At 64.4% G+C, this 23,659-nt stretch carries 24 protein-coding genes and 1 tRNA gene; 7 read left to right on the plus strand and 18 right to left on the minus strand.

Features of this window, described 5'->3' with window-relative positions; genetic code table 11:
- The first annotated feature begins 34 nt into the window (after positions 1-34).
- Positions 35-1,162: a lipase family protein gene (locus ACSYG9_RS20135; RefSeq protein ID WP_440127736.1), complete on the plus strand. Its 1,128-nt coding sequence runs from the start codon at positions 35-37 to the stop codon at positions 1,160-1,162.
- Between the two features lie 75 nt (positions 1,163-1,237).
- On the opposite strand, the gene ACSYG9_RS20140 is transcribed toward ACSYG9_RS20135, so the two are convergent.
- Both ACSYG9_RS20140 and orn read right to left on the minus strand, forming a co-directional pair.
- A tRNA-His gene (locus ACSYG9_RS20140) sits at positions 1,238-1,315 on the minus strand.
- Positions 1,316-1,399: 84 nt separating this feature from the next.
- Positions 1,400-1,999: an oligoribonuclease gene (orn, locus tag ACSYG9_RS20145; RefSeq protein WP_440124168.1), complete on the minus strand. Its 600-nt coding sequence runs from the start codon at positions 1,997-1,999 to the stop codon at positions 1,400-1,402.
- 86 nt (positions 2,000-2,085) lie between these two features.
- On the opposite strand from orn, the gene ACSYG9_RS20150 reads away from it, so the two are divergent.
- Complete coding sequence (locus ACSYG9_RS20150) at positions 2,086-3,654, plus strand: helicase HerA-like domain-containing protein (RefSeq protein ID WP_440124169.1); 1,569 nt, start codon at positions 2,086-2,088, stop codon at positions 3,652-3,654.
- Positions 3,655-3,657: 3 nt separating this feature from the next.
- On the opposite strand, the gene ACSYG9_RS20155 is transcribed toward ACSYG9_RS20150, so the two are convergent.
- From ACSYG9_RS20155 to ACSYG9_RS20190, 8 genes are all read right to left on the minus strand, one after another.
- Positions 3,658-5,118 (minus strand): flavin-containing monooxygenase, encoded by a 1,461-nt coding sequence (locus ACSYG9_RS20155; protein WP_454839714.1) that lies wholly within the window; start codon positions 5,116-5,118, stop codon positions 3,658-3,660.
- A gap of 242 nt (positions 5,119-5,360) precedes the next feature.
- Positions 5,361-6,164 carry a mycolate reductase gene (gene cmrA / locus ACSYG9_RS20160; RefSeq protein ID WP_454839716.1) on the minus strand — a complete coding sequence of 268 codons (804 nt, stop codon included), beginning with the start codon at positions 6,162-6,164 and terminating at the stop codon, positions 5,361-5,363.
- A gap of 56 nt (positions 6,165-6,220) precedes the next feature.
- Positions 6,221-6,742, minus strand: a complete 522-nt coding sequence (locus ACSYG9_RS20165; protein WP_440124172.1) for a hypothetical protein — start codon at positions 6,740-6,742, stop codon at positions 6,221-6,223.
- 189 nt (positions 6,743-6,931) lie between these two features.
- Positions 6,932-8,194 carry an ABC transporter substrate-binding protein gene (locus tag ACSYG9_RS20170; protein WP_440124173.1) on the minus strand — a complete coding sequence of 421 codons (1,263 nt, stop codon included), beginning with the start codon at positions 8,192-8,194 and terminating at the stop codon, positions 6,932-6,934.
- The gene (locus ACSYG9_RS20175) at positions 8,191-9,303 is read right to left on the minus strand and encodes a branched-chain amino acid ABC transporter permease (protein ID WP_454839719.1); all 1,113 of its coding nucleotides are present in this window, start codon (positions 9,301-9,303) and stop codon (positions 8,191-8,193) included. The genes ACSYG9_RS20170 and ACSYG9_RS20175 overlap by 4 nt, the downstream gene beginning before the upstream one ends.
- Position 9,304: 1 nt before the next feature.
- Positions 9,305-10,183, minus strand: a complete 879-nt coding sequence (locus tag ACSYG9_RS20180) for an ABC transporter permease subunit (RefSeq protein ID WP_440124175.1) — start codon at positions 10,181-10,183, stop codon at positions 9,305-9,307.
- Positions 10,184-10,192: 9 nt separating this feature from the next.
- Positions 10,193-10,912 carry an ATP-binding cassette domain-containing protein gene (locus tag ACSYG9_RS20185; RefSeq protein ID WP_440124176.1) on the minus strand — a complete coding sequence of 240 codons (720 nt, stop codon included), beginning with the start codon at positions 10,910-10,912 and terminating at the stop codon, positions 10,193-10,195.
- Complete coding sequence (locus tag ACSYG9_RS20190; RefSeq protein ID WP_454839721.1) at positions 10,909-11,721, minus strand: ABC transporter ATP-binding protein; 813 nt, start codon at positions 11,719-11,721, stop codon at positions 10,909-10,911. The genes ACSYG9_RS20185 and ACSYG9_RS20190 overlap by 4 nt, the downstream gene beginning before the upstream one ends.
- A gap of 239 nt (positions 11,722-11,960) precedes the next feature.
- On the opposite strand from ACSYG9_RS20190, the gene ACSYG9_RS20195 reads away from it, so the two are divergent.
- On the plus strand, positions 11,961-12,566 hold the full coding sequence (locus ACSYG9_RS20195; protein ID WP_454839723.1) for a TetR/AcrR family transcriptional regulator: 606 nt from the start codon (positions 11,961-11,963) through the stop codon (positions 12,564-12,566).
- A 17-nt stretch (positions 12,567-12,583) separates the two neighbouring features.
- Here ACSYG9_RS20195 and ACSYG9_RS20200 read toward each other — a convergent pair whose 3' ends face one another.
- The 3 genes from ACSYG9_RS20200 to ACSYG9_RS20210 all read right to left on the minus strand — a co-directional run bounded on the left by ACSYG9_RS20200 (position 12,584) and on the right by ACSYG9_RS20210 (position 15,640).
- Positions 12,584-13,417 (minus strand): SDR family oxidoreductase, encoded by an 834-nt coding sequence (locus ACSYG9_RS20200; protein WP_454839725.1) that lies wholly within the window; start codon positions 13,415-13,417, stop codon positions 12,584-12,586.
- Positions 13,414-14,550: a hypothetical protein gene (locus ACSYG9_RS20205; protein WP_440124181.1), complete on the minus strand. Its 1,137-nt coding sequence runs from the start codon at positions 14,548-14,550 to the stop codon at positions 13,414-13,416. Before ACSYG9_RS20205 ends, ACSYG9_RS20200 begins: the two co-directional genes overlap by 4 nt.
- A 67-nt stretch (positions 14,551-14,617) precedes the next feature.
- Complete coding sequence (locus tag ACSYG9_RS20210; RefSeq protein ID WP_440124182.1) at positions 14,618-15,640, minus strand: AraC family transcriptional regulator ligand-binding domain-containing protein; 1,023 nt, start codon at positions 15,638-15,640, stop codon at positions 14,618-14,620.
- Between the two features lie 68 nt (positions 15,641-15,708).
- On the opposite strand from ACSYG9_RS20210, the gene ACSYG9_RS20215 reads away from it, so the two are divergent.
- Complete coding sequence (locus tag ACSYG9_RS20215) at positions 15,709-17,040, plus strand: MFS transporter (protein WP_454839728.1); 1,332 nt, start codon at positions 15,709-15,711, stop codon at positions 17,038-17,040.
- Here the strand turns inward: ACSYG9_RS20215 and ACSYG9_RS20220 are convergent.
- The 5 genes from ACSYG9_RS20220 to ACSYG9_RS20240 all read right to left on the minus strand — a co-directional run bounded on the left by ACSYG9_RS20220 (position 17,026) and on the right by ACSYG9_RS20240 (position 20,832).
- Positions 17,026-17,901 carry a GDSL-type esterase/lipase family protein gene (locus ACSYG9_RS20220; RefSeq protein ID WP_440124184.1) on the minus strand — a complete coding sequence of 292 codons (876 nt, stop codon included), beginning with the start codon at positions 17,899-17,901 and terminating at the stop codon, positions 17,026-17,028. The genes ACSYG9_RS20215 and ACSYG9_RS20220 overlap by 15 nt on opposite strands.
- 67 nt (positions 17,902-17,968) lie before the next feature.
- Complete coding sequence (locus ACSYG9_RS20225; protein WP_440124185.1) at positions 17,969-18,790, minus strand: acyl-CoA thioesterase domain-containing protein; 822 nt, start codon at positions 18,788-18,790, stop codon at positions 17,969-17,971.
- 74 nt (positions 18,791-18,864) lie between these two features.
- Positions 18,865-19,305, minus strand: a complete 441-nt coding sequence (locus ACSYG9_RS20230; RefSeq protein WP_454839731.1) for a hypothetical protein — start codon at positions 19,303-19,305, stop codon at positions 18,865-18,867.
- Positions 19,302-20,171, minus strand: a complete 870-nt coding sequence (locus ACSYG9_RS20235) for an alpha/beta fold hydrolase (RefSeq protein ID WP_440124187.1) — start codon at positions 20,169-20,171, stop codon at positions 19,302-19,304. The genes ACSYG9_RS20230 and ACSYG9_RS20235 overlap by 4 nt, the downstream gene beginning before the upstream one ends.
- A 22-nt stretch (positions 20,172-20,193) precedes the next feature.
- Positions 20,194-20,832 carry a TetR family transcriptional regulator gene (locus ACSYG9_RS20240; protein WP_440124188.1) on the minus strand — a complete coding sequence of 213 codons (639 nt, stop codon included), beginning with the start codon at positions 20,830-20,832 and terminating at the stop codon, positions 20,194-20,196.
- A 167-nt stretch (positions 20,833-20,999) separates the two neighbouring features.
- Between ACSYG9_RS20240 and ACSYG9_RS20245 the strand changes: the two genes are divergently transcribed.
- The 3 genes from ACSYG9_RS20245 (at position 21,000) to ACSYG9_RS20255 (ending at position 23,639) form a co-directional block, all read left to right on the plus strand.
- Positions 21,000-22,106, plus strand: coding sequence for an FAD-binding oxidoreductase (locus ACSYG9_RS20245; protein ID WP_440124189.1), 1,107 nt, complete (start codon positions 21,000-21,002; stop codon positions 22,104-22,106).
- 61 nt (positions 22,107-22,167) lie between these two features.
- A complete protein-coding gene (locus ACSYG9_RS20250; protein WP_440124190.1) occupies positions 22,168-23,394 on the plus strand; it encodes a fatty acid desaturase in 1,227 nt (408 codons plus the stop codon).
- A gap of 11 nt (positions 23,395-23,405) precedes the next feature.
- Positions 23,406-23,639: a hypothetical protein gene (locus ACSYG9_RS20255; protein ID WP_440124191.1), complete on the plus strand. Its 234-nt coding sequence runs from the start codon at positions 23,406-23,408 to the stop codon at positions 23,637-23,639.
- Positions 23,640-23,659: the final 20 nt, after the last annotated feature.

Consider the following 23,659-nt stretch of genomic DNA (forward strand, 5'->3'; position numbering starts at 1 on the left):
CGGCATTCGAACGTGGCTCAGCGCTGTTGCGGCGCTGGGCCTCGTTGTTCCTCAGCTGATCGGGTCGCACATTGCGGCCGCCGCACCCGCTGCGGGCGCACCCGCTGGGCCGGAACCCGGCGCACTCGTCTCGGTCGAACCGCTCCCGGTCGAACTCTCCCTGCCCGGCACCGCAGTTGCGGAGAAGATCGAATACCGCACGCAGTGGCGCTCCGGTGAAGCCACCATCGCCACCGGCGCGTTGTTCGTGCCGCAGGGCGATCCGCCCGAGGGCGGCCGGCCCGTCGTCGCGTGGGCGCACGGGACCACCGGTGTCGGTGACGACTGTTCGCTGACGACCCGTACCCCCCGCTCCGATGTCGAAAAGATGTACCTCGGGCACTGGCTCGACCAGGGTTACGCGGTGGTGTCGGCCGACTATCCAGGACTCGGTTCGGAGGGCCTCCACCGGTACCTCGACGGCCAGAGCGCCGCGCACAGTGTCGTCGACAGTGTTCGCGCCGCCCGCGCAGCCGATCCGACCCTGTCCGACAGCTGGGCGGTGATCGGACACTCGCAAGGTGGTCACGCGGCCCTGCACACCGCCCGCATCGCGACCTCCCGAGCGCCGGAACTCGACTTCCGAGGCACTGTCGCCACCGGGGCCCCGGCCAATCTCGAGTCGGCGTTCACCCTCGGAGTCCCCGGGTTGCCTGATCCCGGTCTGTGGGGGCTCGTGTCGTTCAGTGGGTACTTGTTCTCGGGAGTCCGGGATGCCTATCCCGACGTCGACATCGACAGCTACTTCACTCCGGCCGGTCAGGAAATCCTCGATCAGGCGGAGGTGCTCTGCTACGACGATCTGGACGCGGTCGCGCAATCGGTGAGCATCGGTGACTTGCCGGCGCGTCCGATGTTCGAAGGAGAGTTGCCCGCCGTCCTCGCCGAGTATCTGGCCGTCCCCACCGACGGCTACGACCGTCCGGTCTTCCTCGGCCACGGCATACACGATGTGATGGTGCCTATCCCGCTGTCGGCGAAACTGGCCGCGGAGATGACCGCGTCGGGCGCCGATGTGGACTATCGCGTCTACATGGCCGGGCACTTCACCGCCATCGAACGGTCGATGCCCGATACGACGCCGTTCGTCGCGGGACTCTTCCGCGTCAACGGTCCCCTATAACCCGCATATCCTGTTGCATGGAGCAGGAAACAGAAAGCCCCTGACCGGTGTCTCCACTGGTCAGGGGCTTTCCCTTGGGGGTGAGTGACGGGACTCGAACCCGCGACAGCCAGGATCACAACCTGGTGCTCTACCAACTGAACTACACTCACCATCGCAATCGCGTACGGTCTTCGACCGCGTGCGCTTGCGGTACAGATACTAGCGTGACTTTGGTGGAAACACCGAATCGCCTGGTCAGGCGGGTCCGAGCTCCTTCACGACGGCGATGAGCTCGGCGGACGTCGGTCCGGGCTCGGGAACGAATGCGGTACGCCGGTAGTAGCGCAGCTCGCGGATCGATTCCTTGATGTCGGCCAGCGCGCGGTGCGAGAGCCCCTTCTCGGGCTGACCGAAGTAGATCCGCGGGAACCAGCGCCGGGTCAGCTCCTTGATCGAGCTCACATCCACCATCCGGTAGTGGAGGAAGCCGTCCAACTCGGGCATGTCCCGTGCGATGAAGGTGCGATCGGTTCCGATCGAGTTACCTGCCAGCGGTGCGGTGCCCGGTTCCGCGACGTGCTCCCGGATGTAGTCGAGCACAAGTTTCTCGGCCTCGGCGAGACTGACCGTCGAGCGGCGCACCTCCTCCGTGAGTCCGGACTTCGCGTGCATCTGCTGCACCACCTCCGGCATGGAGGCGAGAGCGTCGTCGTCGGCGTGGATGACGATGTCCACTCCGTCGCCCAGCACGTTGAGGTCGCTATCGGTGACCAGCGCGGCAATCTCGATCAGCTTGTCGCTGCCGATCCGCAGCCCGGTCATCTCACAATCGATCCATACGAGTTTGTCCTGCACGACTCACAGAGTAGCCAGGAGGAAGAACGGTTAAAGTCGTCGGTGGGGTGCGCCGAGGTCTGTCACACATCGATAGGGGAGATCGGATGGCCGAAACTTCGCGTCCGAGCACAACGATCGCCGACGGTTATGCCGTCATCGGAGAGGCACTGGAATTGGGTGCTGTCGTGCACGACGGCACAGTCGATCCCACAGCCCACGTGCGGATACCGTTGGCAACCCTGAATCGGCACGGCCTGGTTGCCGGCGCAACGGGCACCGGCAAGACGAAGACACTGCAGCTCATTGCCGAACAGCTCTCCTCTGCGGGTGTGCCTGTTGTGGTTGCCGACGTCAAGGGTGACCTGTCGGGGCTGTCTGCGGCAGGGGAGACGAGTGATGTGCTCGCTGCGCGCGCAGTGGACACGGGCGACGATGGGTGGAGCCCGACCGGTTTTCCGGTGCGGTTCTATTCACTGGGAACCGAAGGCGTGGGGATCCCCGTTCGCGCGACTGTCACCGCGTTCGGTCCGATCCTGCTGAGCAAGGTGCTCGAACTGAACGCGACCCAGGAATCCACACTCGGACTGATCTTCTATTGGGCCGACATGAACGGACTCGCCCTGCTCGATCTGAAGGATCTGCGCCAGACCATCGCGCACCTGACGAGCGACGAGGGGAAGGCAGAACTTCAGGGGATCGGCGGGATCTCCAAGGCGACCGCCGGCGTGATCCTGCGCGCGATCGTCAACCTGGAGGCTGCAGGCGGCGACACGTTCTTCGGGGAGCCTGAACTCGAAACCGAGGATCTGCTCGATGTCGTCGGTGGGCAGGGGATGCTCAACCTGATCGAGCTCGGTGATCAGGCGATGCGCCCGCAATTGTTCTCCACTTTCCTGATGTGGCTGCTGGCAGACCTGTTCCAAGCCCTACCGGAAGTCGGCGACCTCGACAAACCGAGACTGGTATTTCTCTTCGACGAGGCCCACCTGCTGTTCGCGGACGCCTCCGAAGCGTTCCTGCAGCAGGTCGAGCAAACGGTGAAGCTGATCAGGTCGAAGGGCGTCGGCGTGATCTTCTGCACCCAGCTGCCGACCGACATTCCGAACGCGGTGCTCTCGCAAGTCGGCGCGCGGGTGCAGCATGCGCTGCGCGCATTCACCCCCGATGATCAGAAAGCACTGACCAAGACGGTCCGTACGTACCCGATGACGGAGTTCTACGACCTCGAGGAAGCGCTCACGACGTTGGGAACAGGTGAGGCCATCGTCACGGTGCTCTCCGAGATGGGAACCCCGACGCCCGTTGCGTGGACGCGCATCCGCCCGCCTCGATCGCTGATGGACACGGTCGGTGAGAACGCCATGCGGGCGGCGGCGCAGGCGAGCCCGATGTACGGGAAGTACGGCCGCACCATCGATCGCGAGTCGGCATACGAGAAGCTCACCGCGACGGTGGCGGGCGCCCCGAACAACGATCCGGATTTCGAGGCGCCACCTGTTCCTGACCACGCCGCAGGGCAGGCACCCGCCGCACCGCCCGACGATGGACCGTCCCTCGTCGAGCAGGTGCTCGGCAGCAGTGCAGTGAAGGGGTTTCTGCGTTCGGCAGCGTCGGCGGCGGGCCGGGAGATCTCACGAAGCATCTTCGGGACCGGCAGGCGCCGCCGACGCTAGTCGCTAGACATTCGCGGTGACGCGCGCCTCGGGAGAGCGGAGGGTGCCCGGGATGCGTAGACGCTCGGTTCGTGTGGCGACGATTTTCTCCCCGGGTGCGTCCTCTGTATCGGCTTCGAAATCATTGCACAGGAAGGATTCTCGGGAATCGTCGAGAATGTCCAGCCATGGTGCGGGGAGCGGCGGTGCGGTGGTTCCGGTGAGGGTGGACGTATAGCTACGGTTGCGGTAGCCCATGATGTCGTCCTTCTTGTCCTTCTTCCACTGTTTGAACACTTCACCCTGGCGTTCGACGTGGAACTCGGGATAGTCGGTCGGTGCGACGAGATCCCGGATGTACGCGGCCTGGAAGTCGATGTCCTCGATCGGGTTGCTCAGGGCCTCTTCGCGGGTTCGCCACGACTCGATGTCTGCGTCGCGTCTGTCGAAGTCGGGCAACGCGATCCGGCCGAGCATCACGTCGCGGGCGTACCAGGCCTGCGCGTCGAACATGTTGAACGTGAAGTACTGGTCCTGCATGCCGAGGTACATCAGGCGAGGGTTGTTCTGGAAGAAGATGCCCTTGTAGATGTTTCGCGGGTACAGCCGGTTGTTGGTGCGCAGCCGCAGCTCGTCGGGTAGGAAAGGGAAGTGGTGCTGGTAGCCGGTGCAGAGCACGATGGCGTCGACCTCGCGGGTGCTGCCGTCCTTGAAATGTGCTGTGCTGCCGTCGACACGCGTGAGCAGTGGCACTTCGGAGAACGCATCGGGCCAGTCGTGTCCCATCGGTGCGGAGCGGTAACTGAACGTGACCTCCTTTGCACCGTACTTGTAGCACTGCGTTCCGATGTCCTCGGCCGAGTAACTGCTACCGACGAGAAGCAGTCGCTTGCCTGCGAATTCGGCGGCGTCGCGGAAATCGTGAGCGTGCAGGACACGACCGGGGAACCGGTCGAGGCCCTCGAACTCGGGTACGTTCGGAGTGGAGAAGTGCCCGGTGGCGACGACCACGTAGTCGAACTCGTCGGATTCGAGTTCGCCCTTGTCGTGGTCCATCACGGTAACGGTGAACTTCTCGGTCTGCTCGGAGTAGTCCACCCACCGCACCGCTGTGTTGAACCGGACGTACTTGCGCACATCGCTTTTCTCGACCCGACCCATGATGTAGTCGAGGAGGACCGCGCGCGGCGGGTACGAAGGGATGGGTCGTCCGAAATGCTCCTCGAAGGAATAGTCGGCGAACTCGAGGCATTCCTTGGGGCCGTTGGACCACAGGTACCGGTACATGCTCGCGTGGACCGGTTCGCCGTGTGCATCGAGGCCGGTGCGCCACGTGTAGTTCCACATTCCGCCCCAGTCCGCCTGCTTCTCGAAGCACACGATGTCGGGGACGTCGTCGAGACCGGCTTTCCGTGCTGCCTCGAAGGCGCGCAGCTGCGCGAGCCCACTCGGTCCTGCTCCAAGAATCGCGATCTTCGGCGACAATGCACTACTCCCTGTGTTTGTGAAAATTTTCCGTAACTACTTGTTAACACAGGTATCGATTTGTGGGAATTTTCGAGACGCATGCCGACTGCGCTCGGGTTGACAGGGAAACAGCAGATGGGAGCAGGTGAAACGAAGTGGGAAGCACGCCCTCGGAGAGTGAGGGGGATCACTGTAATACGACGGGGCCGGCGTCCGATGCGAGATGCGCCGGACGCCGGTCTGGGGAGCAGGTGGAGGCGTCAGCCTCCGAGTTTCTTGTAGAACGCGCCAGCGATAGGGGCGGAGATGGACCGGGGAGAGAACTGTCCCGCCGCCGACATCGCCTTCGAGATCAGGCCGGGAACGATGCGCATGCGGTTCTGTGCGAGCGCGTCCAACGACACCTTCGCGGTGTGTTCGCTCGAAATCCACAGGAAGTCGGGAACGATCCGATCGACGATCGACGCCTCGGACGGATCCGGCACCTCGGTGCGCACAGGTCCGGGAGCCAGCAGGGTGACATGCACGCCGCTGCCCTTGAGTTCCCCGCGAAGCGATTCGGAGAAGGTGTTCACGAACGCCTTGGTCGCGGCGTAGGTCGCGTTGTTGGGGATCGCCATGTTGCCTGCTGCAGACCCGACCATCAGGATCGCGCCCGACCTGCGCTCCACCATTCCCGGAAGAACCGCGAGCGTAAGATCATGCACCGCAACTGCATTGAGTTCGACCTGCGCGCGCTCGTAGGACGGGTCCAGCTCGGCCACAGCACCGAACGTGGCGATACCCGCGTTGTTGCACAGAATGCTGATCCGTCGCGAGGACAACTCGTCGACGAGATCGGTACGGGATTCGGGGTCGGACAGGTCGCACGTGCGCACGTCGACTTCGACGCGGTGTGCGGACCTGAGCTCGGTCGCGAGCTTCTCCATGACGTCGCCACGTCGCGCAACGAGGATCAGCGAATGCCCGCGCGCCGCGAGCTCGGTGGCCAGAGCCTCGCCGATACCGGAGGAAGCTCCGGTGACAACGGCACGGGCATCGGGGTGGGGGTTCGGCAGAGTCACGGCGTTCAGCCTAGCCGGGCAGAATCTCTCGTTCGAACGGCCGACCCCTGTGCCGGTCACGCGTTCTTCTTGTCTTTCTTGGCCTGACGGCGTGCACCCGCGGCGATCGTCGATGCTTCGTACTTCTTGCGGCCGGAAGAATCACGGGTCGAATCGACGCGCGATTTTCCCGCCGATTTCACTTTGCCCTTTCCCGCGCCGCCCTTTCCTTCAGCACCGTCCGATGACACGGGGGAGTCGCTTCTGGCGAGCGCCAGCCGTTCTTCCTTGAGTTCGCGAGCAGACTGCCGTGCAACCTTGGCCAGTCGACTGCTGACTCGCGCAAGTGCATCTTCGAACAACTCGGCCTTACCGGCATTGCGTTTGTTCGCTGCACGACCCGAGGCGCGGGACTTCTTCTCACCGACCTTGTCTGCGCCGCTTCTGCGGTAGAGCTTGACGTACTTGTTGCGCGCCCGACGGGTCCGAGTGTGCAGGTCGATGAGGTCGTCTTCGGTGAGTTCGGCAATCTGCGACTTCTTCGTTTCCCGGATGAGAACGAATTCGTCCTCGGACAGCGTGTTCACAAGCTTTGCCATCTGGATTCCCATCGTCGCGACAATTCGCTGCTACGCAGCAGACTATCGGAAGGGACAGGTCGGCGACCGGTCTTCTCGTACAAGAGAGCAGACCTTGTCCGATCGCAAATTCCGGTCGAACGAGAGAGGGGTCGGTCGTCCCCCGATGACGACCGACCCCGCACCCCGAGATCCGATCCGGAGTGACACTTATCCTGCTGCGTACTCGACGACGGGGTCGCCGGGAGCGTCGGTGGTGGTGTAGGACGGCCCCATGTACTCCTGGATCCCGCCTCGGACCTGGTTGATGCGCGCCCCGCCTGCCCCCGCGTGATCATCGGCCGAGAAGCGGAACGGGACGAGGTTCGGCCCGTCGAAATCGTTCTCGGAGATCGCGGCGACGATCGATTCTCGGGTCGGATTCTCCCCGGCCGCTTCGAGCGCCTGCACGAACAGGTGCGCCATCGACATTCCGTAGACGATGTTCCCGTCGAACTGGGCGCCGTCGTTGTACTGGTCGTTTATCTCCCGGAAGAGGGTTGTCCACTCGTCGTTCTCACTGAAATGTGACGGTAGGTAGTTGGTGCTCAGCAGACCTTCCGCAAGTGGAGCGGCTTCACCGAGCGTCGCGGACAACGTCACGAGATCGCCCCCGACCGACGCAGTGGTCCATTGGGGAGCGAACCCCAGACGAGCTGCAGTGCCGATCGCCAGCGCGGTGAAGCCGGGGATCGTGGCCAGCATGACCACCTCGCAACCCGCGGCTCGAAGAGCCCCGATCTGAGGTGCGACGTTGGTGTTGCTCGTGGAGTAGGTCTGGCGTTCGATGACGTTCTCGGCCCCCACGATCTGCTCGACCCCGCCGAGGTAGTCGGCTCCGAAGTCGTCGTCCTGGCCGAATGTGCAGATCTGCTTTCCCGGCAGGTTCTTCTGGACGTAGTCGGTCATGACCTTCGCTTCGACCGTGTAGTCGGCGTTGAACCCGAACGTCAGCGGGTACTTGTCGGGCTGGTTCCAGGTGCGCGATCCGGATGCGACGAAAAGGTCGGGCACTCCGTTGGTGTCGAGAAAATCGAGAACACCAGAGTGGGTGGGTGTGCCGAGACCACCCAGGATCGCGAACACCCGGTCCTGCAGCACCAGTTCGCGCACCACCTGTTGAGTGTTCGCCGGGTTGTAGCCGTCGTCGAGGACCTTGTATTCGATGGTGCGCCCGTGTACACCACCCTGCTCGTTGACGTGGTCGAAGTACGCCTGCGTGGCGGCCGGAATCTTCGAATAGCCGGCCGCAGCAGGACCGGTCATCGGCATGTGGGTGCCGATGAGGACCGATGTGTCGGTGACACCGGTGGTGTCACCCTCGCCGGTGGTGCCGTCCGTCGCGCTGGTTCCGCTGCCGCATCCGGCCGCGGTGAGAGCCACGGTCGCCGCGAGTGCGACGATCGGGATCAGGTGTCGCCGGGATCTGATCATCTGTGTGCCTCTGCTTTCGGTGTGGTGGAAACGGGGATGGTCGCGGGAACCGAACCTGATCGGTGGCGCGGGGAGCGCCCGCCCGGTGACACGGCGTGCACAGCGCGAGAGAGCAGGCCATGAAGACCTGACGGAGCTACGAGCACGACGGCGATCACGGCGAGACCGAACAGCGCGATCGCGAGATTGCCGTCGAGGCGTTCGGCGAGGGCCGGGGACATCTGCAGTGAATCGGTGACTGTTGCGACCAGTGCGGGCAGCACGACCAGCAGCACTGCGCCGCACACCGCGCCGAGTAGGGAACCGACACCCCCTACGACGACACCCATGAGCAGGAACAGCGAGAATGTCACACCGAACGCACCGGGCGACACGCTCTGCGTCACCATCGCCAGGACGCCGCCGCCGAGCCCCGCTGCTCCGGAACTCGCCACGAAAGTGGCGATCTTGGTGCGCGTGACGTCGATTCCGGCAAGCCGAGCGGCGATCTCGTCGTCGCGGACCGCCTGCATTCGTCGCCCGAAATCACCGGAGATCAGGTTGGAAAGCGCGAGGACGGTCACCGCGGCAGCGAGCACCGCTACGGTGGCCTGCCACTGTTCGACGGTGAACAGCGAGGCGATCCCGGTCGGCGGGCCTTCGACGTACGCCCACAATCCTTGATCTCCGCCGAGAAGCCCCGAGAACGTGGTGGTGATCGACGGGATCGCAACGACGAGCGCGAGGGTCAGGCCCGCCAGATACGGGCCGTGCAGCCGTGCGGCGGCCGCACCGAGGATCACCCCTAGAGCCGACGTGAGTACGACCGCGGCGGCCAGCGGGACGAGCAGTACTGCGATGCCGGTGCTTCCCGCGTCGCCCATGCTGTTGGCGGTGAGTGCGAAGGTGTAGGCGCCGAAGGCCATGAGTGCTCCGTGGCCGAGTGAGAGCTGGCCGTTGCGTCCGATGAGCACCGTCAAACCGGCTGTGGCACACGCGTACGCGGCGATGGTGGCCAGCTGGTAGTTCCGGAACGGGGGCAGGACGAAGATCGCAACGATCACCACTGCGGTTGCAGCGACGATCCACGCCGTACGGGTTGCGGAGGCGGCGAGTTGTGTCGACAACATGTCAGACCTGCCTTGTTGCTGTGCCGGAGAAGATGCCATTGGGTCGGATGAGCAGCACTCCGATCAGTGCGAGGAGTACCGCGATCGGCGCGATGCTTCCGCTGAGATAGCCGCTGACGTAGCCGAGTAGCAGTCCGGTGACCAGGCCGCCGATGACTGCGCCGACGGGGCTGTCGAGTCCGCCGATGACGGCGGCGGTGAAAGCGAAGATGAACACCAGATCGACGGCGTGGGGGTTGAGTCCGAGCTCGGTGGGGACGACCAGCAACGCAGCAAGGGCGCCGACGGCGCCGGCCAGGGCCCAGCCGAGGGTGAGCATCGCTGAGACCTTCACGCCCAGCAGCCGCGACACATCCGGTGAGAATGCGGATGCGCGCATCTTCAGGCCGATGTCGGTCCGGGTGAACAGGACTGCCAGCGCGAGGACCACGATGCCGACCGTGGCGAACACGAAGAGGTCGTAGGGGGAGAGCAACGCGACGTCGCCGACGCGGAACGGCTCGCGGGCAAAGGGCAGCTGCATCGGACGGAAATCGTTGCCGAAGAGCATTCCGAGGACAGCGTGCAAAACCATCACCAGGCCCAGCGCGACGATGACCGCGGACAATGGGCGCTTCGGGTCTAGTCGCCGCATCAGTACCCGCTCGACGAGCGCGCCGAGGACGAAACCACCTGCTACGGCAGCGATGAGGCCGTACCAGTACGAGCCCGTTGCTGACGTGACCGAATATGCGATGTAGGTCGTGGCCGCTGCCATCGCACCCTGCGCGAAGTTGATCACCCGGGTACCACGCCAGATCAGGACGAGAGCGAGGGCGAATGCAGCGAAAACGGCGCCGCGGGCGAAGCCGTCGACGGTGAGAAACAGGAATCTGTCCATGGTGCCTCCTCAGAAACCCAAGTAGGTGGTACGGAACTCGGGATCGTGTGCGAGTTCGGCAGCGGATGTGGCGGCCGCGACGCGCCCCAGTGAAAGCACGATCGCCTGATCGGAGACGGGGAGAGCGCTGTGGACGTTCTGCTCGACGAGCACGACCGTGAGTCCGGTCCGGTCGCGCAGGTCGCGAAGGGTGGTCATGATCAGTTCGACGATGCGCGGGGCGAGTCCGAGCGACGGTTCGTCGAGCAACAGCAACGTCGGTCGTGCGACGAGGGCGCGGCCGATCGCGAGCATTTGTCGTTCCCCGCCGGAGAGTTGGTGTCCCGAGCTGTCGCGGCGCCGGGCAAGCGGCTCGAACATCTCGTACATCTCGGCAACTGCGCGCTTGGCGTCGGCGCGGTCCTTTCGCCACAACCCGCCGAGGCGGAGATTCTCGTCGACGGTGAGTTCGCCGATCACGCCGCGTCCTTCGGGGACATGAGCTACGCCGTGGTGGACCAGTTTTTCGGTCGGTACCCCGATCAGAGAAGTGCCGGAGACACTGATCGAGCCCTGGACAGTAGGCAGTGTGCCGGAGAGCGCGCGCAGCAGCGTTGTCTTGCCCGCTCCGTTGGGGCCAACGACAGCCGCGATCGTGCCCGACGGTACCTCGAATCCGACGTCCTGGAGGACGGGTACGGGACCGTAACCGGCCGTGAGGTTTTCGACCGCGAGTAATGGAGTGCTCATGATGCCTCCCGGTCACCCAGGTACGCCTGTGCGACCACGGGATCGGCTTTGATCTCGTGGGGCGCGCCTTGCGAGATCACCCGGCCGAAGTCGAGGACCGCGATGTGGTCGCACACCGACATGATCAGGTCGACGTTGTGCTCGACGAGCATGACGGAGACGACGCTGTCCGCGCGCTGCGGCAGAGCTCTGATGAGCTCGCGCAGGTCGTCGATATCGGTCTGATCGAGTCCGCCGGCGGGTTCGTCCAGAAGTAGCAGGGTGGGGTCGGAGATGAGTGCGCGCGCCATCGCGACCTTCTTTGCGACCGGATAGGGAAGCGCAGGCGGGAGTGTATGTGCGTAGCTGCCGATGCCGAGGTCATCGAGCAGGTTCGAGGCGTCGGCGAGGGTCTGTCGATTGCGGTGGGCTGCGGGGGGTAGTCCGAGCATGCCGGCAACGAACGGCGAACGATGTCGCCCCGAGGCGCCTGCAGCGACGTTCTCGACGGCGGTGAGTCCGGCGAACAGGCCGAGACTCTGCAGGGTCCGGGAGACGCCGCGGGCGGAGAGCCGGTGTGGGACAGGGGTGAACGGCTTCCCGTCGAGTGACATGGTGCCGTCGCCGGGGCGGATGAAACCGCAGATGACGTTGAACAATGTGGTCTTGCCTGCGCCATTCGGTCCCATGATCCCGACGACGGACCCGGCGGGGACCTGCAGGGAGACGTCGTCGAGCGCGACGATACCTCCGAAGCGAACTCCGATACCGGCCAGTTCGAGTCGTGCAGTATCGGCACTGTCGGTGCGAGAAAGGGTTGGTAGCTGCACTGGCGATGCACCTTCTGATTTTGTGATCCGCAGGTATTGAGCGCGGACCGTGTTGAAGTTGAGATCGACATCACGTTCGGCGAAAGATTACAACACTGTGAGTGTAGATTCCTACTGTCCGACGAAAGTTTGTGATGTGGGTGGCGCAGCCAGGCGCGAAGTACGCAGCCGTGCTTCCGATCCACTGGCAGACTGTGTGGGATCCAGATGTGTCACGAACGAAGCGAGGAAGTGTGGGGATGAACGGCTCCGACGGCCGGACCGCCCGTGCCGAGCGCACCCGCCGGTTGGTCATCGAGGCGCACATCCGGCTCATCGAGGGCGGCGAACTGAAGCCGACCGGCGGGCAGATCGCAGAGGCTGCAGGGGTCTCACTTCGCGCGCTGTGGGCGAACTTCAGCGATCTCGAAACTCTGTTCGCTGCGACAGGGGAGGAGGTCTTGCGGCGTCAGGATTCGCAGTTCGTACCGGTGGCTCCTGAGCTGAGTCTTCCCGACCGGATCGAGGCGTTCTGCGCCCAGCGTGCGCGGCTACTCGAATACGTTGCGCCGCAGGCGCGGGCCGCTGGGCTTCGTGAAGCGGTCTCGCCACAGCTCCGCGCAAATCGACTGCTGCACATCAATCGTGTGACCGACGAGATCGAGGTCCTGTTCGCGCGCGAGCTTGCCGCTTTGACTCGTCACCGCCGCACCCAGACAGTGCAGGCGCTCGGGATCGCATCCACATGGGCGTCATGGTCGGTGCTGCGCGACGAATACGAGCTTACGGTGGACGAAGCGGTCGCGGTCATGCGCCAATCGGTCTCTGCGCTCCTGGCAGCAGCTGTTCACGTCGCGTTGGGATGATGCGGGCCCGGCCGGGATCACGAGTTACGCTGTCCGCCGGTGGTTCTCAGATTCTTCTGTACGCGACGACCCTGCGCGACCATGAGTGGGACGGCCGCAAGGCCGAATCGGGGCAGAGCGTCGCCCAACCGGGCGACGAGTCCACGCCAACGCGGAATCGTGGTGACGAGTCGGGGTTTGTCGAGCACTGCGCGGACCGCATCGACGACGTCGTCGGCCCCCAGCAGCTTTCCTGAGAACGACAGCGCCGAGGCCGGATCGTCCAGCTTGTCGTGCAGCATCGGTGTCCAGATGCCGTCCGGGCAGACACAGGAGATGTCGATATTCGTGATGCCCTCGAGCCGGAGATCGGCCATCGTGCTCAGGCTGAATCCGAGGGCTGCGTGTTTGGACGCCGCGTACACCGCTTCGCCGGGCACGGCGGTCAGGCCCGCGAGCGACACGATGTTGACCACGTGGCCGCCGCCGGTGTCTCGCATTGCAGTAATGGCGGCAACGGTCCCGTTGATCGTGCCGAGTGCGTTGACCTCGATCATCAGCCGGCGGGTCGCTTCGTCCTGTTCCCAGGCCGGGCCGGTGCGCAACACTCCGGCATTGTTCACCCACAGATCGAGACGTCCCGCGTGTTCGATGATCGCCTTGCGGGCGGCGTCGACCTGGGCATGGTCACGGACGTCGACCGCCAGAGCTATGGTGCGGCTGCCGAGTTCGTCGGCTGTTGCCTGCGCAGTCGCGGGGTCGACGTCGGTGACCAGCACCCGGTAGCCACGCTCGACGAGGAGGGCAGCGATCTTCTTGCCCAGGCCACGGCCTGCACCGGTGACGACTGCGCCTGCGCGAGCACGACTCATCGCTGCCCGGCCTCGATCGTGCCGTACTCGATACCGCCGTGAACGTAGGTCGGTACGACAGGCCACTGCCGTTTGCGCGGAGCAAGCTCGGTCGAGGGCAGAATCTGGAGCCAGCGAGGGTCGGTCTTGCAGGGGTCGGCGAGCGTCTTCTCCTTGATCATCGAATCGTACTGATCGAGAGAATCTTCCAGCGTGTTCGCGTTGGGGCAGATCTCGCGACCGAATCGCTCGTGGTACTTGCGCACACCGGGAATCCTCGAGAGCTCCGGTTGCCAGTTGTCCAGGGCAATACCGTTCTCCGACGAGACCCAGACCCCGTCCGGAGTGTTGACCACCAGAGAATGGTTGCCGTCGGTATGGCCGGGCGTCCACAGGAGCGCGATTCCCGGGCCGAGTTCGATGTCGCCGTCGAATGCCACGAATTTGGCGGGATCCACCCCGCCGAGCCCGCCGTCGACGTACCACGCCCATTGCATGGGGTGGAGGGACTGCAAGGTGGCCAGCTCGCGCCTGTGCACCAGCATTTTCGCGTCGCCGAACAGCGCTCTGCGTGGTTCGGTCTCGCCTTCGATGATCTCGGTGGAGCCCAGGATCATCCGTGGGTCCTGCACGTGAAGGTGGTCGAAGGTGCAGAAGTCGATGTCGTCCGGTGCCAGGCCGAGCTTCTCGAGCACGTCGCTCGGCTCGTTGTAGTAGCTCAGGACGAGTTTCTCCGCGAGGCGGCCACCGGGGACCTTGTCGATGAGCGCGCGCAGGTTTCGGTAGAACGGGGCTTCGGCCGACCCATCAGGCACGGTGGGTTCGAACACCAGTGTGCGTGCGGTGCCGTTCCAGTCGTCGTACTGAACGACGATCATGCGGTTGATCATCGAGATCAGGGGGAGGGTCGGTGCCGCCACGGCGTTGTGGAAGGCGTATTCGACCGGGTACGGTGCTGCGGCGATATCGACCGACTTGATCGCACGGATGCGGCCCTGCGACGTGAAGCGTTGCTTGTACATTTGCGCGGCGCGGCGCACGGCTTTCAGACGCTCACCCCGTGGCCAGACGTCGTGTACACCCTCGAACTCGGGGATGATGCGTGCCCCGATGTTCGAAAGCTCGACGTCGGTTCGCTCTGCCTGAGTCGCCATCAGATCACTCCTTGCGGCTGAATCGTCCTCGGTCCAGGGTGCAAGGCGCGTCTCGCGAAAACTTGTTTCAGCGCGACAATCTGGGTTCGACGGTGTTGCGGAGTTCTCTGGGGCTCATCCCGTACCAGCGCCGGACCGCATGGCTGAGAGTGGCTTGTTCGGTGAAACCGACGAGTCCGGTCACCTGCGAGAACGGCACATTGCCGGTAGTGATGAGTCGATGAGCAGTGTCGCGGCGAATGGCGTCGAGAACCGTGTCGAAGGTGGTGTCCTCCGCGGCGAGCCGCCGTTGCAATGTTCGAGGGTGCATCGCGAGCGCGCGCGCAACCTCGGGCAGGGACGGCGGCGCGGACAATGTCGCGGCGAGGATGCTGCGCACGCGTGCAGGCAACTCGGTGGCCGGGTCGGAAAAGTTCTCTGCCAGGAATTGGAAAGCGTATTGCCGAATGGTCTCGTCGGCATGCGCGAAGCGTTCGTCCAGGATCCGCCTGTCGACACAGATGGCGGCGACCGCGCGGCCGAACTTCACGTCGCTGCCGAAGAAGTCGGTGTATCGGCGGACGGATGAGAGCGGACGGTGTGGGATCTCGACCGATCGGAGTCCGATCCGGCCTCCGATGAGCAGTTCCGCGATCCGGAAGAAGAGGCCGAGTCCCAACTCGATGCCCTGCCGTGAGTACGACGATTCCCGGAGATCCTTGCGGTACGTCAACGCGACGACCCCGCGGCGGCCGTAGGGGTCGGGCTCGACGTCAACCCTGAGTGCGGGACTGTGTACGTACAGGAACCGCGACGCGCAATGGAGTGCTTCGGCCACGGTCGAGGACTTCTGGATCGCCAATGCGAGCGGTCCGAGGACACTCACGTCCTGCACCGCTGCCAGTCGCAGACCGAGGTCGGGACATTCCAGCTCGGTCGCAGCGGTCTCGAGCATCAAGTCGTGGGCATCGATCGGGATGAGTTCGTCATCGGACGTCAGGAGTTCCCGAGACAGCGCGAACCGCCCGAGCAGCCGATCCGGATCGCCGCCGAGTTCTTCGACCAACGACGCGAATCCGCGAAGGCTGGCGGCGCGGATCTTCGGGACCATGAGACGACAGACTAACCACTGCGTGCGCGCAGTCGCATCGCCGACCGGTCGCTCATAAGCTGCGGGGCATGAACGCACATACGGACTTCAGACCCGGCACGGGTACTGACGCGACACGTCGGCAGGTCTTCGCATGGGGCCTGTGGGACTGGGGTTCGGCAGCATTCAACGCGGTGATCCTCACCTTCGTGTTCTCGGTGTACCTGACCGATGCGGTCGGCGATGATCTTCCCGGGTCGATCTCGGCGAGTACCTGGCTCGGTTGGGCTCTCGGCATCGCAGGATTCGCCATCGCCGTACTCGCACCCGTGTCGGGACAGAAGTACGACGCGAGCGGGCGCCGGAAACGCTCGTTGGGGGTTCTGACCTTCGCGACAGTGGCGTTGATGGCAGCAATGTTCTTCGTTCGGGACGACCACCATTTCCTGTGGCTCGGGCTTGTACTCCTCGGAGCAGGCTCGGTGATCTTCGAACTCGCCAATGTTCCGTACAACGCGATGCTCAGTCAGGTCTCCACCGAGAAGAACATCGGCCGGGTCTCCGGATTCGGCTGGTCCATGGGCTATTTCGGTGGCATTGTGCTCTTGCTGTTGTGTTATACGGGGTTCATCGCCGGAGACGGCGACACCCGAGGATTCTTGTCGATCACCACCGGCGACGGACTCAACATCCGGCTGGTGGCATTGCTCGCTGCGGTGTGGTTCGCGGTGTTCGCCTTGCCGGTGTTGTTTGCCGTGCCCGAGAAACCCCACCAACGTTCCGACGACGACCGCCGGGTGGGTTTCGTCGAGTCGTACCGCGTGCTGTGGAACGATCTGAAGGAGCTGTGGAACGAGGACCGGCGCATCGTCTGGTATCTCGGTGCGTCCGCCTTGTTCCGCGACGGTCTTGCGGGGGTGTTCACCTTCGGGGCGGTCCTCGCGGTCACCGTGTACGAGATCAGCGCCGCCGACGTGTTGTTGTTCGGTGTGGCCGCGAACGTGGTGTCGGCGGTCGGTGCGCTCGTAGCGGGCCGCGTCGACGATCGGGTGGGCCCGAAGGCAGTCATCATCGCTTCGTTGGCGTCGATGATCGTGGTCGGTGGGGTGTTGTTGGTGGTGTCCGGGCCCCTGATGTTCTGGGTCTTCGGCCTTCTTCTGTGCCTGTTCGTCGGCCCCGCCCAGTCGTCGGCGCGTACCTTCCTCGTTCGCATCACCCCGGCCGGCCGCGAAGGCCAGATGTTCGGTCTCTATGCCACTACAGGCCGTGCAGTGTCGTTCCTGGCGCCGACGTTGTTCGGATTCTTCGCGTGGTGGTTCGGCGCGGACCGGGCGGGCATCGCGGGTCTGCTTCTCGTGCTGGCGTCGGGTCTGGTCGCGCTGCTCGCCGTGCGTGCACCCGAACGCTCAGTTGTCGGCTGACAACGCGCTGACCACCCGCTCCGCCGCATTGCGATGGCCCGCTGCATTGGGGTGCAGTGGGATACCCGGAGATGTCGGAACGATCCCTTCCATCCATCGCTGCTCGGGGGTGGCGCACGCGTCGTGCCCGATCGTCGATGTGCGAAGGTCCACGAATCGGGCTCCGGCGCCGACGACCTGCTCGGCCATCACCGTGTTGAGCCGGTCGATCTTGGACTGCAGATATGTGGCGTCCTGCGGCCACATCTGTTGTTCCGGAAAGCAGCCGCCGTCACGGATCCCCGTCGGGTAGCCGACGAACACGATGTCTGCGTGCGGTGACCGCGTCCGGATTTCCTCGACTATCACGGCATACCTGGACGCGAAGGTATCGATCGCGATGTCGTAGGGATCGGGCCGGCCGGAATTGCTCTCCGCGCACGACACACCCTGCGGGGGAGGAGCGACATTGGTGCAGGAGATCGCCAGCTGGACCAGGCCGATGTCGTTTCCGCCGATTCCGACCGTGACGAGGTCGGTGTGGGGCCGCAGTGCGTCGTACTGCGGTGGCACTGCCGAGCGGGTCAGGACGGAGATCTGTCGACCATGCAGATCGCTGGAGACGGCACCGCTGCACGAGGCGTCGACGAATTCGTCGACGCCGAGCGTTTCGGCTACCAGGGTGGGGTAGTTCACTTCGGAACGTCCGCACTCGTCGCTCGTGCTCGGTGGGATTCCCGGTCCGGCCACGAACGAATCACCCAGCGCGACGTACGAGCCGATCGCCTGCTCCGCCGATGCCGGTGGTGCGACGCTCAGAGCAACAACTCCGGCCGCTGCGAAGGCGGCTGCAGAGAATCGACATTCGTTCGACCAGCGCACGTGCCCCCCCGTCGTCTGATGACGATCATCATGACGGGGTGTGCCTGATCTGTCAGGAGAATGGGTCTCAGGATTTGAAATACACCAATTGATGGGCGGTGGCGAGCAATGTGTCGCCCGAGCCCCACAGATGCGCGGTCTGATCGAAGTAGTTCCGACCGAACCGGTGGCTGCGGGCTGTGGCGAGGATCGGATGATCCGACTGGGCTTCGATCTCGGCGGCGTCCGCGTGGAAATAGATCGTCAGCGTCACCGTGCCTGCGGGCAGCGCGTGGCCGCGGCGCAGGAACGCGCGGGGGTAGAAGACGTCGCACAGGGCGGTCAGTGAGGTGAAGTCGAGTGGGCGTGCGGGTTCGTCACGGACCCAGAGGGTGGAGGTGGAATCGGGGTGCGGGGCGGCGTCGGGGCCGGGAATCGGGCCCTCGACGAAGCGCATCTCGTAGTTCTTGCCCCACGCCACGAAATCGGGGAAGGGAGTGGCCGCCACCTCGTCCGCAGGTGGTGCGGTGGGCGCGGCGAGCTCGGTCGATGCCCAGGTGTCCTTACGATTGCCGAACACTGCGGTAGCGGTGGTCGTGACAGACCCGTCCTGGGTCAGCTCGACCACCCAGTGCTGGCTCGAGCGATTGGTACGCACCGGTCGGGCGACGATCTCGAACTCCCCGTACGCGATCGCCGCGGCGAAATTGACCGTCAGTGACAACGGTGTTCCGAGGACCTCCGGGTGGAGCTGTACGGCCTGGAGCAGCGTGGCGGCCGTGACACCTCCGAACGGTCCGACCATGTTTGCGTATGCGGAGTGCGTGTTTCCGGTATAGCGGCCCGCGTCGATAGCGGTGAGCTCGACAGCGGCGTCGAAGACGTGGACGGCGTTCTCGGTTTCGGACATGACGACATGAAACCAGAGTCGACGACGCCGCTCGATTACCACCCGGGTAAGCGTCGTCGAACATGGCCGAGGAACTACTGCCACGGTGTGGCACATAACTCCTGACGTGCTTTGTTCCAGAACGGCGAGAGCTCGACCGGTCCGGCGTCAGGGTGATCGCGCTGCCCCAGCTCGATGAACTCGAGGACCGTCTTTCCCGCTGTGCGCGAGTACACGCAGGCTTGCAGAACGAGCTCGGCCGCGTCCGCGAAAGGCAGGGAGTTGCCCCACGGGCCGAGGTCGGTCGAGTGCACGAACGTGTCGAGGTCCGTGCCGCGACGGTTGAATTCGAGCTGGGTTTCGTAGTCGCAGGGATTGCCGAACAATGCGGTGCAGGTCGTGGAGTGCCCGTCCAACACGAACGCGCTGTCGTCGAGGGCGTGCTGTTGCGGATCCTTCGGTTGCTCCCACACCATGAAGAACGCCGCCACCGCGGCTGCGATCAACACGACCAGCAACAGCGCACCGCGTTTCATCGACCTTGCCTCACCCGTGTGCCGATGGCGGTCGTGACGGCACCGGGAGCCTCGTCCGGGATCCAGTGAGAAACGCCGTCGAGCGCCTCGAAGGTGTAGTCGGCATCGACGAAGTCGCCGCAGAGTTCCGCGGCGAACCGGCCGACCGCAGCATCATCGGTGCTCCAGATGTAGGTGGTCGGTATCTTCACCGGCGGGAGACGCCCGGTGTCGGCGGTCATCGCCCGGTACCAGTTGAGGGCAGCGGTGAGCGCGCCCGGTTCACGGAGTGCGCGCACGTACTCGGCGACCGCGTCCGACGGCACGGCGTGACCGTACAGAGCGCGGAGTCGGTGTGCGTCGTCCGCAAGCAGGACGTCTTCGGCCTTGCCTGCTTCACGGAACAGGGAGAAATACGTCGAACGTGCTTTCTGGTCGTCGTTTCCACGCAATGCCATACCGAACGCAGCCAGGTGCGGAATCGACAGCGCGGTCAGTGTTCGCACCCGTTCGGGGTGGTGTGCAGCTACATGCCATGCGACCGATGAACCCCAATCGTGTCCGACGATGTGCGCGTCGTCGATGTCGAATGCATCGAGAATTCCGAGGGCATCAGCGCTCAGGTGGTCGATCGTGTACGCAGTTACCCCGCTCGGGCGGGCGCCGGGAGAGTAGCCGCGCTGATCGGGCAGCAGCACCCGCATACCGTCGCCGGCGAGCCCCGCGGCCACCGCATTCCAGCAGCGCGAGGTCTGGGGAAATCCGTGCAACAACAGGATGGGAGGTCCGTCCGCCGGGCCCGCGACCCGGACGTCGAAGGTCAGATCACCGAGTGTGACGGCAGCAGACGCGAACCCTGCTGACTCGGATGCTGCTGTTTCAGGCACCCTTCAACGGTACGTCCCGAAGTCAGCCGTGTAGCGGATTCCACGCAGCCATTCCGAGCATGATCAGGCGCATCTGCTTCTCTGCGCGGGTGAGGACCTCCGCTTCGGCGGCGCGCCCTGGAGTGACGGCGAGCAGGTCCAACGCGACTTCGAACATGGAGGTGACGAGCAGGTCGGCGGCCATCTCGAGATCGTCGGATCCCCATCCGGCGAGTTGAGGGATACGAGCGAGGTCGACTGCGAGTTCGCGGGTGAGCAGGCGCAGTTCGACCGTGAAGGCCCGCGCCACTTCCGGGTGACCACCATGACGTTCGCGCGCGAGGAATCGGAAGGCGAGTTCGTGGTCGCGAACCTGCCCGAGTAGTGCGGCCAGCGACGCCTGAGCGTTGGAAGGACCCGGATTACGACGCGCGTCGCGCAGGACGGAGCGCAGCAACCGCATCGTGTCGTCGGCGAGTGCGACACCGAGCTCCTCCATCGACGCGAAGTGGCGATAGAACGCCGTGGGCACGATGCCGACCGATCGGGCGACCTCGCGCAGGCTCACGCTCGCGAAACTGCGGTCCGAGGACAGCTCGAGTGCGGCGTCGAGGATCGCCTGGCGGGTGCGCTCCTTGCGTTCGGCCCGGCTGGTCGGTTCAGGAGTGGGGGCTACGGGCACGGTCCCGAGTGTAGGCAGGCGGTGTGTTGCGCGGTCGTGTCGCCCCCTCGTGGGGTGTTACCGCCGTCACAGCAGGGTTGACAGCGTTCGGCCCGCTCCTGGCACACTGGGTTCAGTGTACGAATGTGCACTGAAATAGCGCCTCCGGATCAGGAAGGGTGGACACCATGACTTCGACCCAAGTGCCGAGCCGTGCCCCAGTCGGGGGAAAAGCCAGAAAACTCCTGTTCGGAGCGCTTGGTGCACTGTCCTCACCGCACCACCTCGACCGCTATCTGGAACTTGCCGACCCGCTACTCGCGACCGCGTCGAATCGGGCGAGGATCACACATATCGATACAAGTGTGCACGGATCGACGACGCTGACAGTACGCCCAGCACGACCCTGCCGGTTCGTTCCGGGGCAGCACGTCCAGCTCGCGGTGGTGATAGATGGGGTGCGGCACGTGCGTACGTTCTCACCTGCGATCATGCCCGGGTCGCGCGACGTGGTGTTCACCGTCGGTACGCGGCCCGGTGGGCTCGTATCGGGTCATCTCGCGGAACATGCGCGGGTGGGAGATGTCGTCGAAGTCGGTGACGGCGCGGGGAACTTCGTGCTCCCGGAGCCGCGGCCCCTGCGTCTGCTGATGATCAGCGGTGGGTCCGGTATCACCCCCGTGTTGTCGATGCTGGGATCGCTTGCTTCCGAAAGCGGCGCGACCGCGGTCACGTTCGTGCACTACGCGCGTAGTTCGGGGCACGTCCCCCGCCGCGCAGAACTCGATGCGCTGTCCTCGCTCCCCAACGTCGAGGTCGTGTTGGTCCACACTCGTGGTGAGGGCGGGCACCTGCGCGGTCGGTTCGAACGCGCGCACCTCGATGCGGTCGCACCGTGGTTCGCCGACACCCCTACCTACGTATGCGGGCCGTCCGGATTGGTCGAGCGCGTACGCGAGCTGTACGCCGAAACCGGCTCCTCGGAGCTGTTGCACACCGAGGAATTCATGCCGCCCGCATACGTCGTCGACCCGGACGATGTGTCGGGGTCGGTGTCGTTCGCCGAATCCGGAATCGTCGCTGCGAACAGTGGTGCGACCGTTCTGGAGCAGGCCGAGAATGCGGGACTCACGCCAGAACACGGCTGCCGCATGGGAATTTGTCACACCTGCACCGCGATCCGGTCGTCCGGATGTACGCGCGATATCAGGACGGGCGAAACCGACTCCGAACCGGGTGCGCGCATCCAGATCTGCGTCAGCGCGCCGATCGGCAACGTCACCGTCGAGCTCTGACGTAAACCACCGTCGAACGCAGACGACACTTCATTCAGAACCGAAAACATTGGAGGACAGCATGTTCGGCTTGACTCTTCCGACGATCCCGTTCCTGCCGTTTCTGTCGCGCAGTCGTGCGGAACCCGCCGTCGCGGAACCAATCGTGCTCAGTCGCGATCAGATCGACGAGATCGGACGCGAACTGGATGCGCTCCGGGAGCGTACTGTGGCTTCGCTCGGCACCGAGGATCGCGACTACATCTACCGGATCATCAAGGCCCAGAGAGGGTTCGAGGTGACCGGTCGCGGACTGTTGTTCCTCGGCTTCTTTCCTCCGGCGTGGGTGGCAGGTGTTGCCGCGCTCAGCGTGTCGAAGATTCTCGACAACATGGAGATCGGCCACAACGTGATGCACGGCCAGTACGACTGGATGCGCGAGCCGTCGCTGAACTCCCGCACCTTCGAATGGGACACGGTCTGTCCGTCGGACCAGTGGCGGCACTCGCACAACTACATGCATCACACCTACACCAACATCGTGGGGAGGGACCGGGACATCGGATACGGCATCCTTCGGATGGACCCCGCGCAGAAGTGGCATCCGTACTATCTCGGAAACCCCGTGTATGCAACAGCTTTGATGCTGTTGTTCGAATGGGGCGTGATGCTCCACGACGCGGAGGTGGAGCGAATAGTCTCGCGTGAGCGGAACTGGCGCGACGTGATTCCGCTGGCGAAGGGCTGGTGGCGCAAGGTGCGGCGTCAGGTGGTCAAGGACTACATCGCGTTTCCGTTGTTGAGCGGCCCGATGTTCGTTCCGACACTGGTCGGGAACGCGACCGCCAACCTGGTCCGCAACCTGTGGACCTTCTCGATCATCTTCTGCGGCCACTTCCCGTCGGGAGTGCAGTCCTTCTCGACAGAAGAGACCGCGAACGAGACACGCGGCGAGTGGTACGTCCGTCAGATGCTGGGCAGCGCGAACATCAGCGGCACCCCGCTGTTCCACATCATGTCGGGCAACCTGTCACATCAGATCGAACACCACCTGTTCCCGGATCTGCCCGCGCACCGGTATCCGGAACTGGCACCGCAGGTACAGGCGCTCTGCGAGAAGCACGGATTGCCCTACAACACCGGCGGTCTGTTTGCGCAGGTCTCGTCCGTCTGGAGGAAGATCTTCCGGTTCGCTCTTCCGCCTTCGCTGGTGTCGCCGGAGCCGGGGACGACGGTGTTCCTCGATCGGGTGCCCAGTTCCGCGCGCGGTGTCGAGACTGCGGGTACTCTCGCGCGGGACAACGCGTGAGGGGATCCGGCATGGTTGGAAAGTTCGAGCGAAACAAGGACGTGATCCAGGAGGTCACCGAATCGACGGCGACACATGTCGGGGCGATCGCAAGCATCATCGCAGGCGCGGTCCGCGACGTGACCCGTGAAATAGGTGACCTGATCACCGAAGGGATCGAGATGCGCGAAGCCTCGCGGAAGGCGCGCAGTGATCACCGCAGCGACGAGGTCTTCGGCAAGGACGAGAACCTCGACGAGAAATAAGCAGGACGAACCGAGAACTC

The sequence above is a fragment of the Rhodococcus sp. SJ-2 genome, assembly GCF_053750035.1.

Coding starts and splice junctions, on each gene's coding strand:
- ACSYG9_RS20150 (WP_440124169.1), top strand. CDS start 2,086: ATGGCCGAAACTTCGCGTCCGAGCACAACGATCGCCGACGGTTATGCC.
- ACSYG9_RS20165 (WP_440124172.1), bottom strand. CDS start 6,742: ATGGCAAAGCTTGTGAACACGCTGTCCGAGGACGAATTCGTTCTCATC.
- ACSYG9_RS20170 (WP_440124173.1), bottom strand. CDS start 8,194: ATGATCAGATCCCGGCGACACCTGATCCCGATCGTCGCACTCGCGGCG.
- ACSYG9_RS20175 (WP_454839719.1), bottom strand. CDS start 9,303: ATGTTGTCGACACAACTCGCCGCCTCCGCAACCCGTACGGCGTGGATC.
- ACSYG9_RS20180 (WP_440124175.1), bottom strand. CDS start 10,183: ATGGACAGATTCCTGTTTCTCACCGTCGACGGCTTCGCCCGCGGCGCC.
- ACSYG9_RS20185 (WP_440124176.1), bottom strand. CDS start 10,912: ATGAGCACTCCATTACTCGCGGTCGAAAACCTCACGGCCGGTTACGGT.
- ACSYG9_RS20195 (WP_454839723.1), top strand. CDS start 11,961: ATGAACGGCTCCGACGGCCGGACCGCCCGTGCCGAGCGCACCCGCCGG.
- ACSYG9_RS20200 (WP_454839725.1), bottom strand. CDS start 13,417: ATGAGTCGTGCTCGCGCAGGCGCAGTCGTCACCGGTGCAGGCCGTGGC.
- ACSYG9_RS20205 (WP_440124181.1), bottom strand. CDS start 14,550: ATGGCGACTCAGGCAGAGCGAACCGACGTCGAGCTTTCGAACATCGGG.
- ACSYG9_RS20210 (WP_440124182.1), bottom strand. CDS start 15,640: ATGGTCCCGAAGATCCGCGCCGCCAGCCTTCGCGGATTCGCGTCGTTG.
- ACSYG9_RS20215 (WP_454839728.1), top strand. CDS start 15,709: ATGAACGCACATACGGACTTCAGACCCGGCACGGGTACTGACGCGACA.
- ACSYG9_RS20225 (WP_440124185.1), bottom strand. CDS start 18,790: ATGTCCGAAACCGAGAACGCCGTCCACGTCTTCGACGCCGCTGTCGAG.
- ACSYG9_RS20230 (WP_454839731.1), bottom strand. CDS start 19,305: ATGAAACGCGGTGCGCTGTTGCTGGTCGTGTTGATCGCAGCCGCGGTG.
- ACSYG9_RS20245 (WP_440124189.1), top strand. CDS start 21,000: ATGACTTCGACCCAAGTGCCGAGCCGTGCCCCAGTCGGGGGAAAAGCC.
- ACSYG9_RS20250 (WP_440124190.1), top strand. CDS start 22,168: ATGTTCGGCTTGACTCTTCCGACGATCCCGTTCCTGCCGTTTCTGTCG.
- ACSYG9_RS20255 (WP_440124191.1), top strand. CDS start 23,406: ATGGTTGGAAAGTTCGAGCGAAACAAGGACGTGATCCAGGAGGTCACC.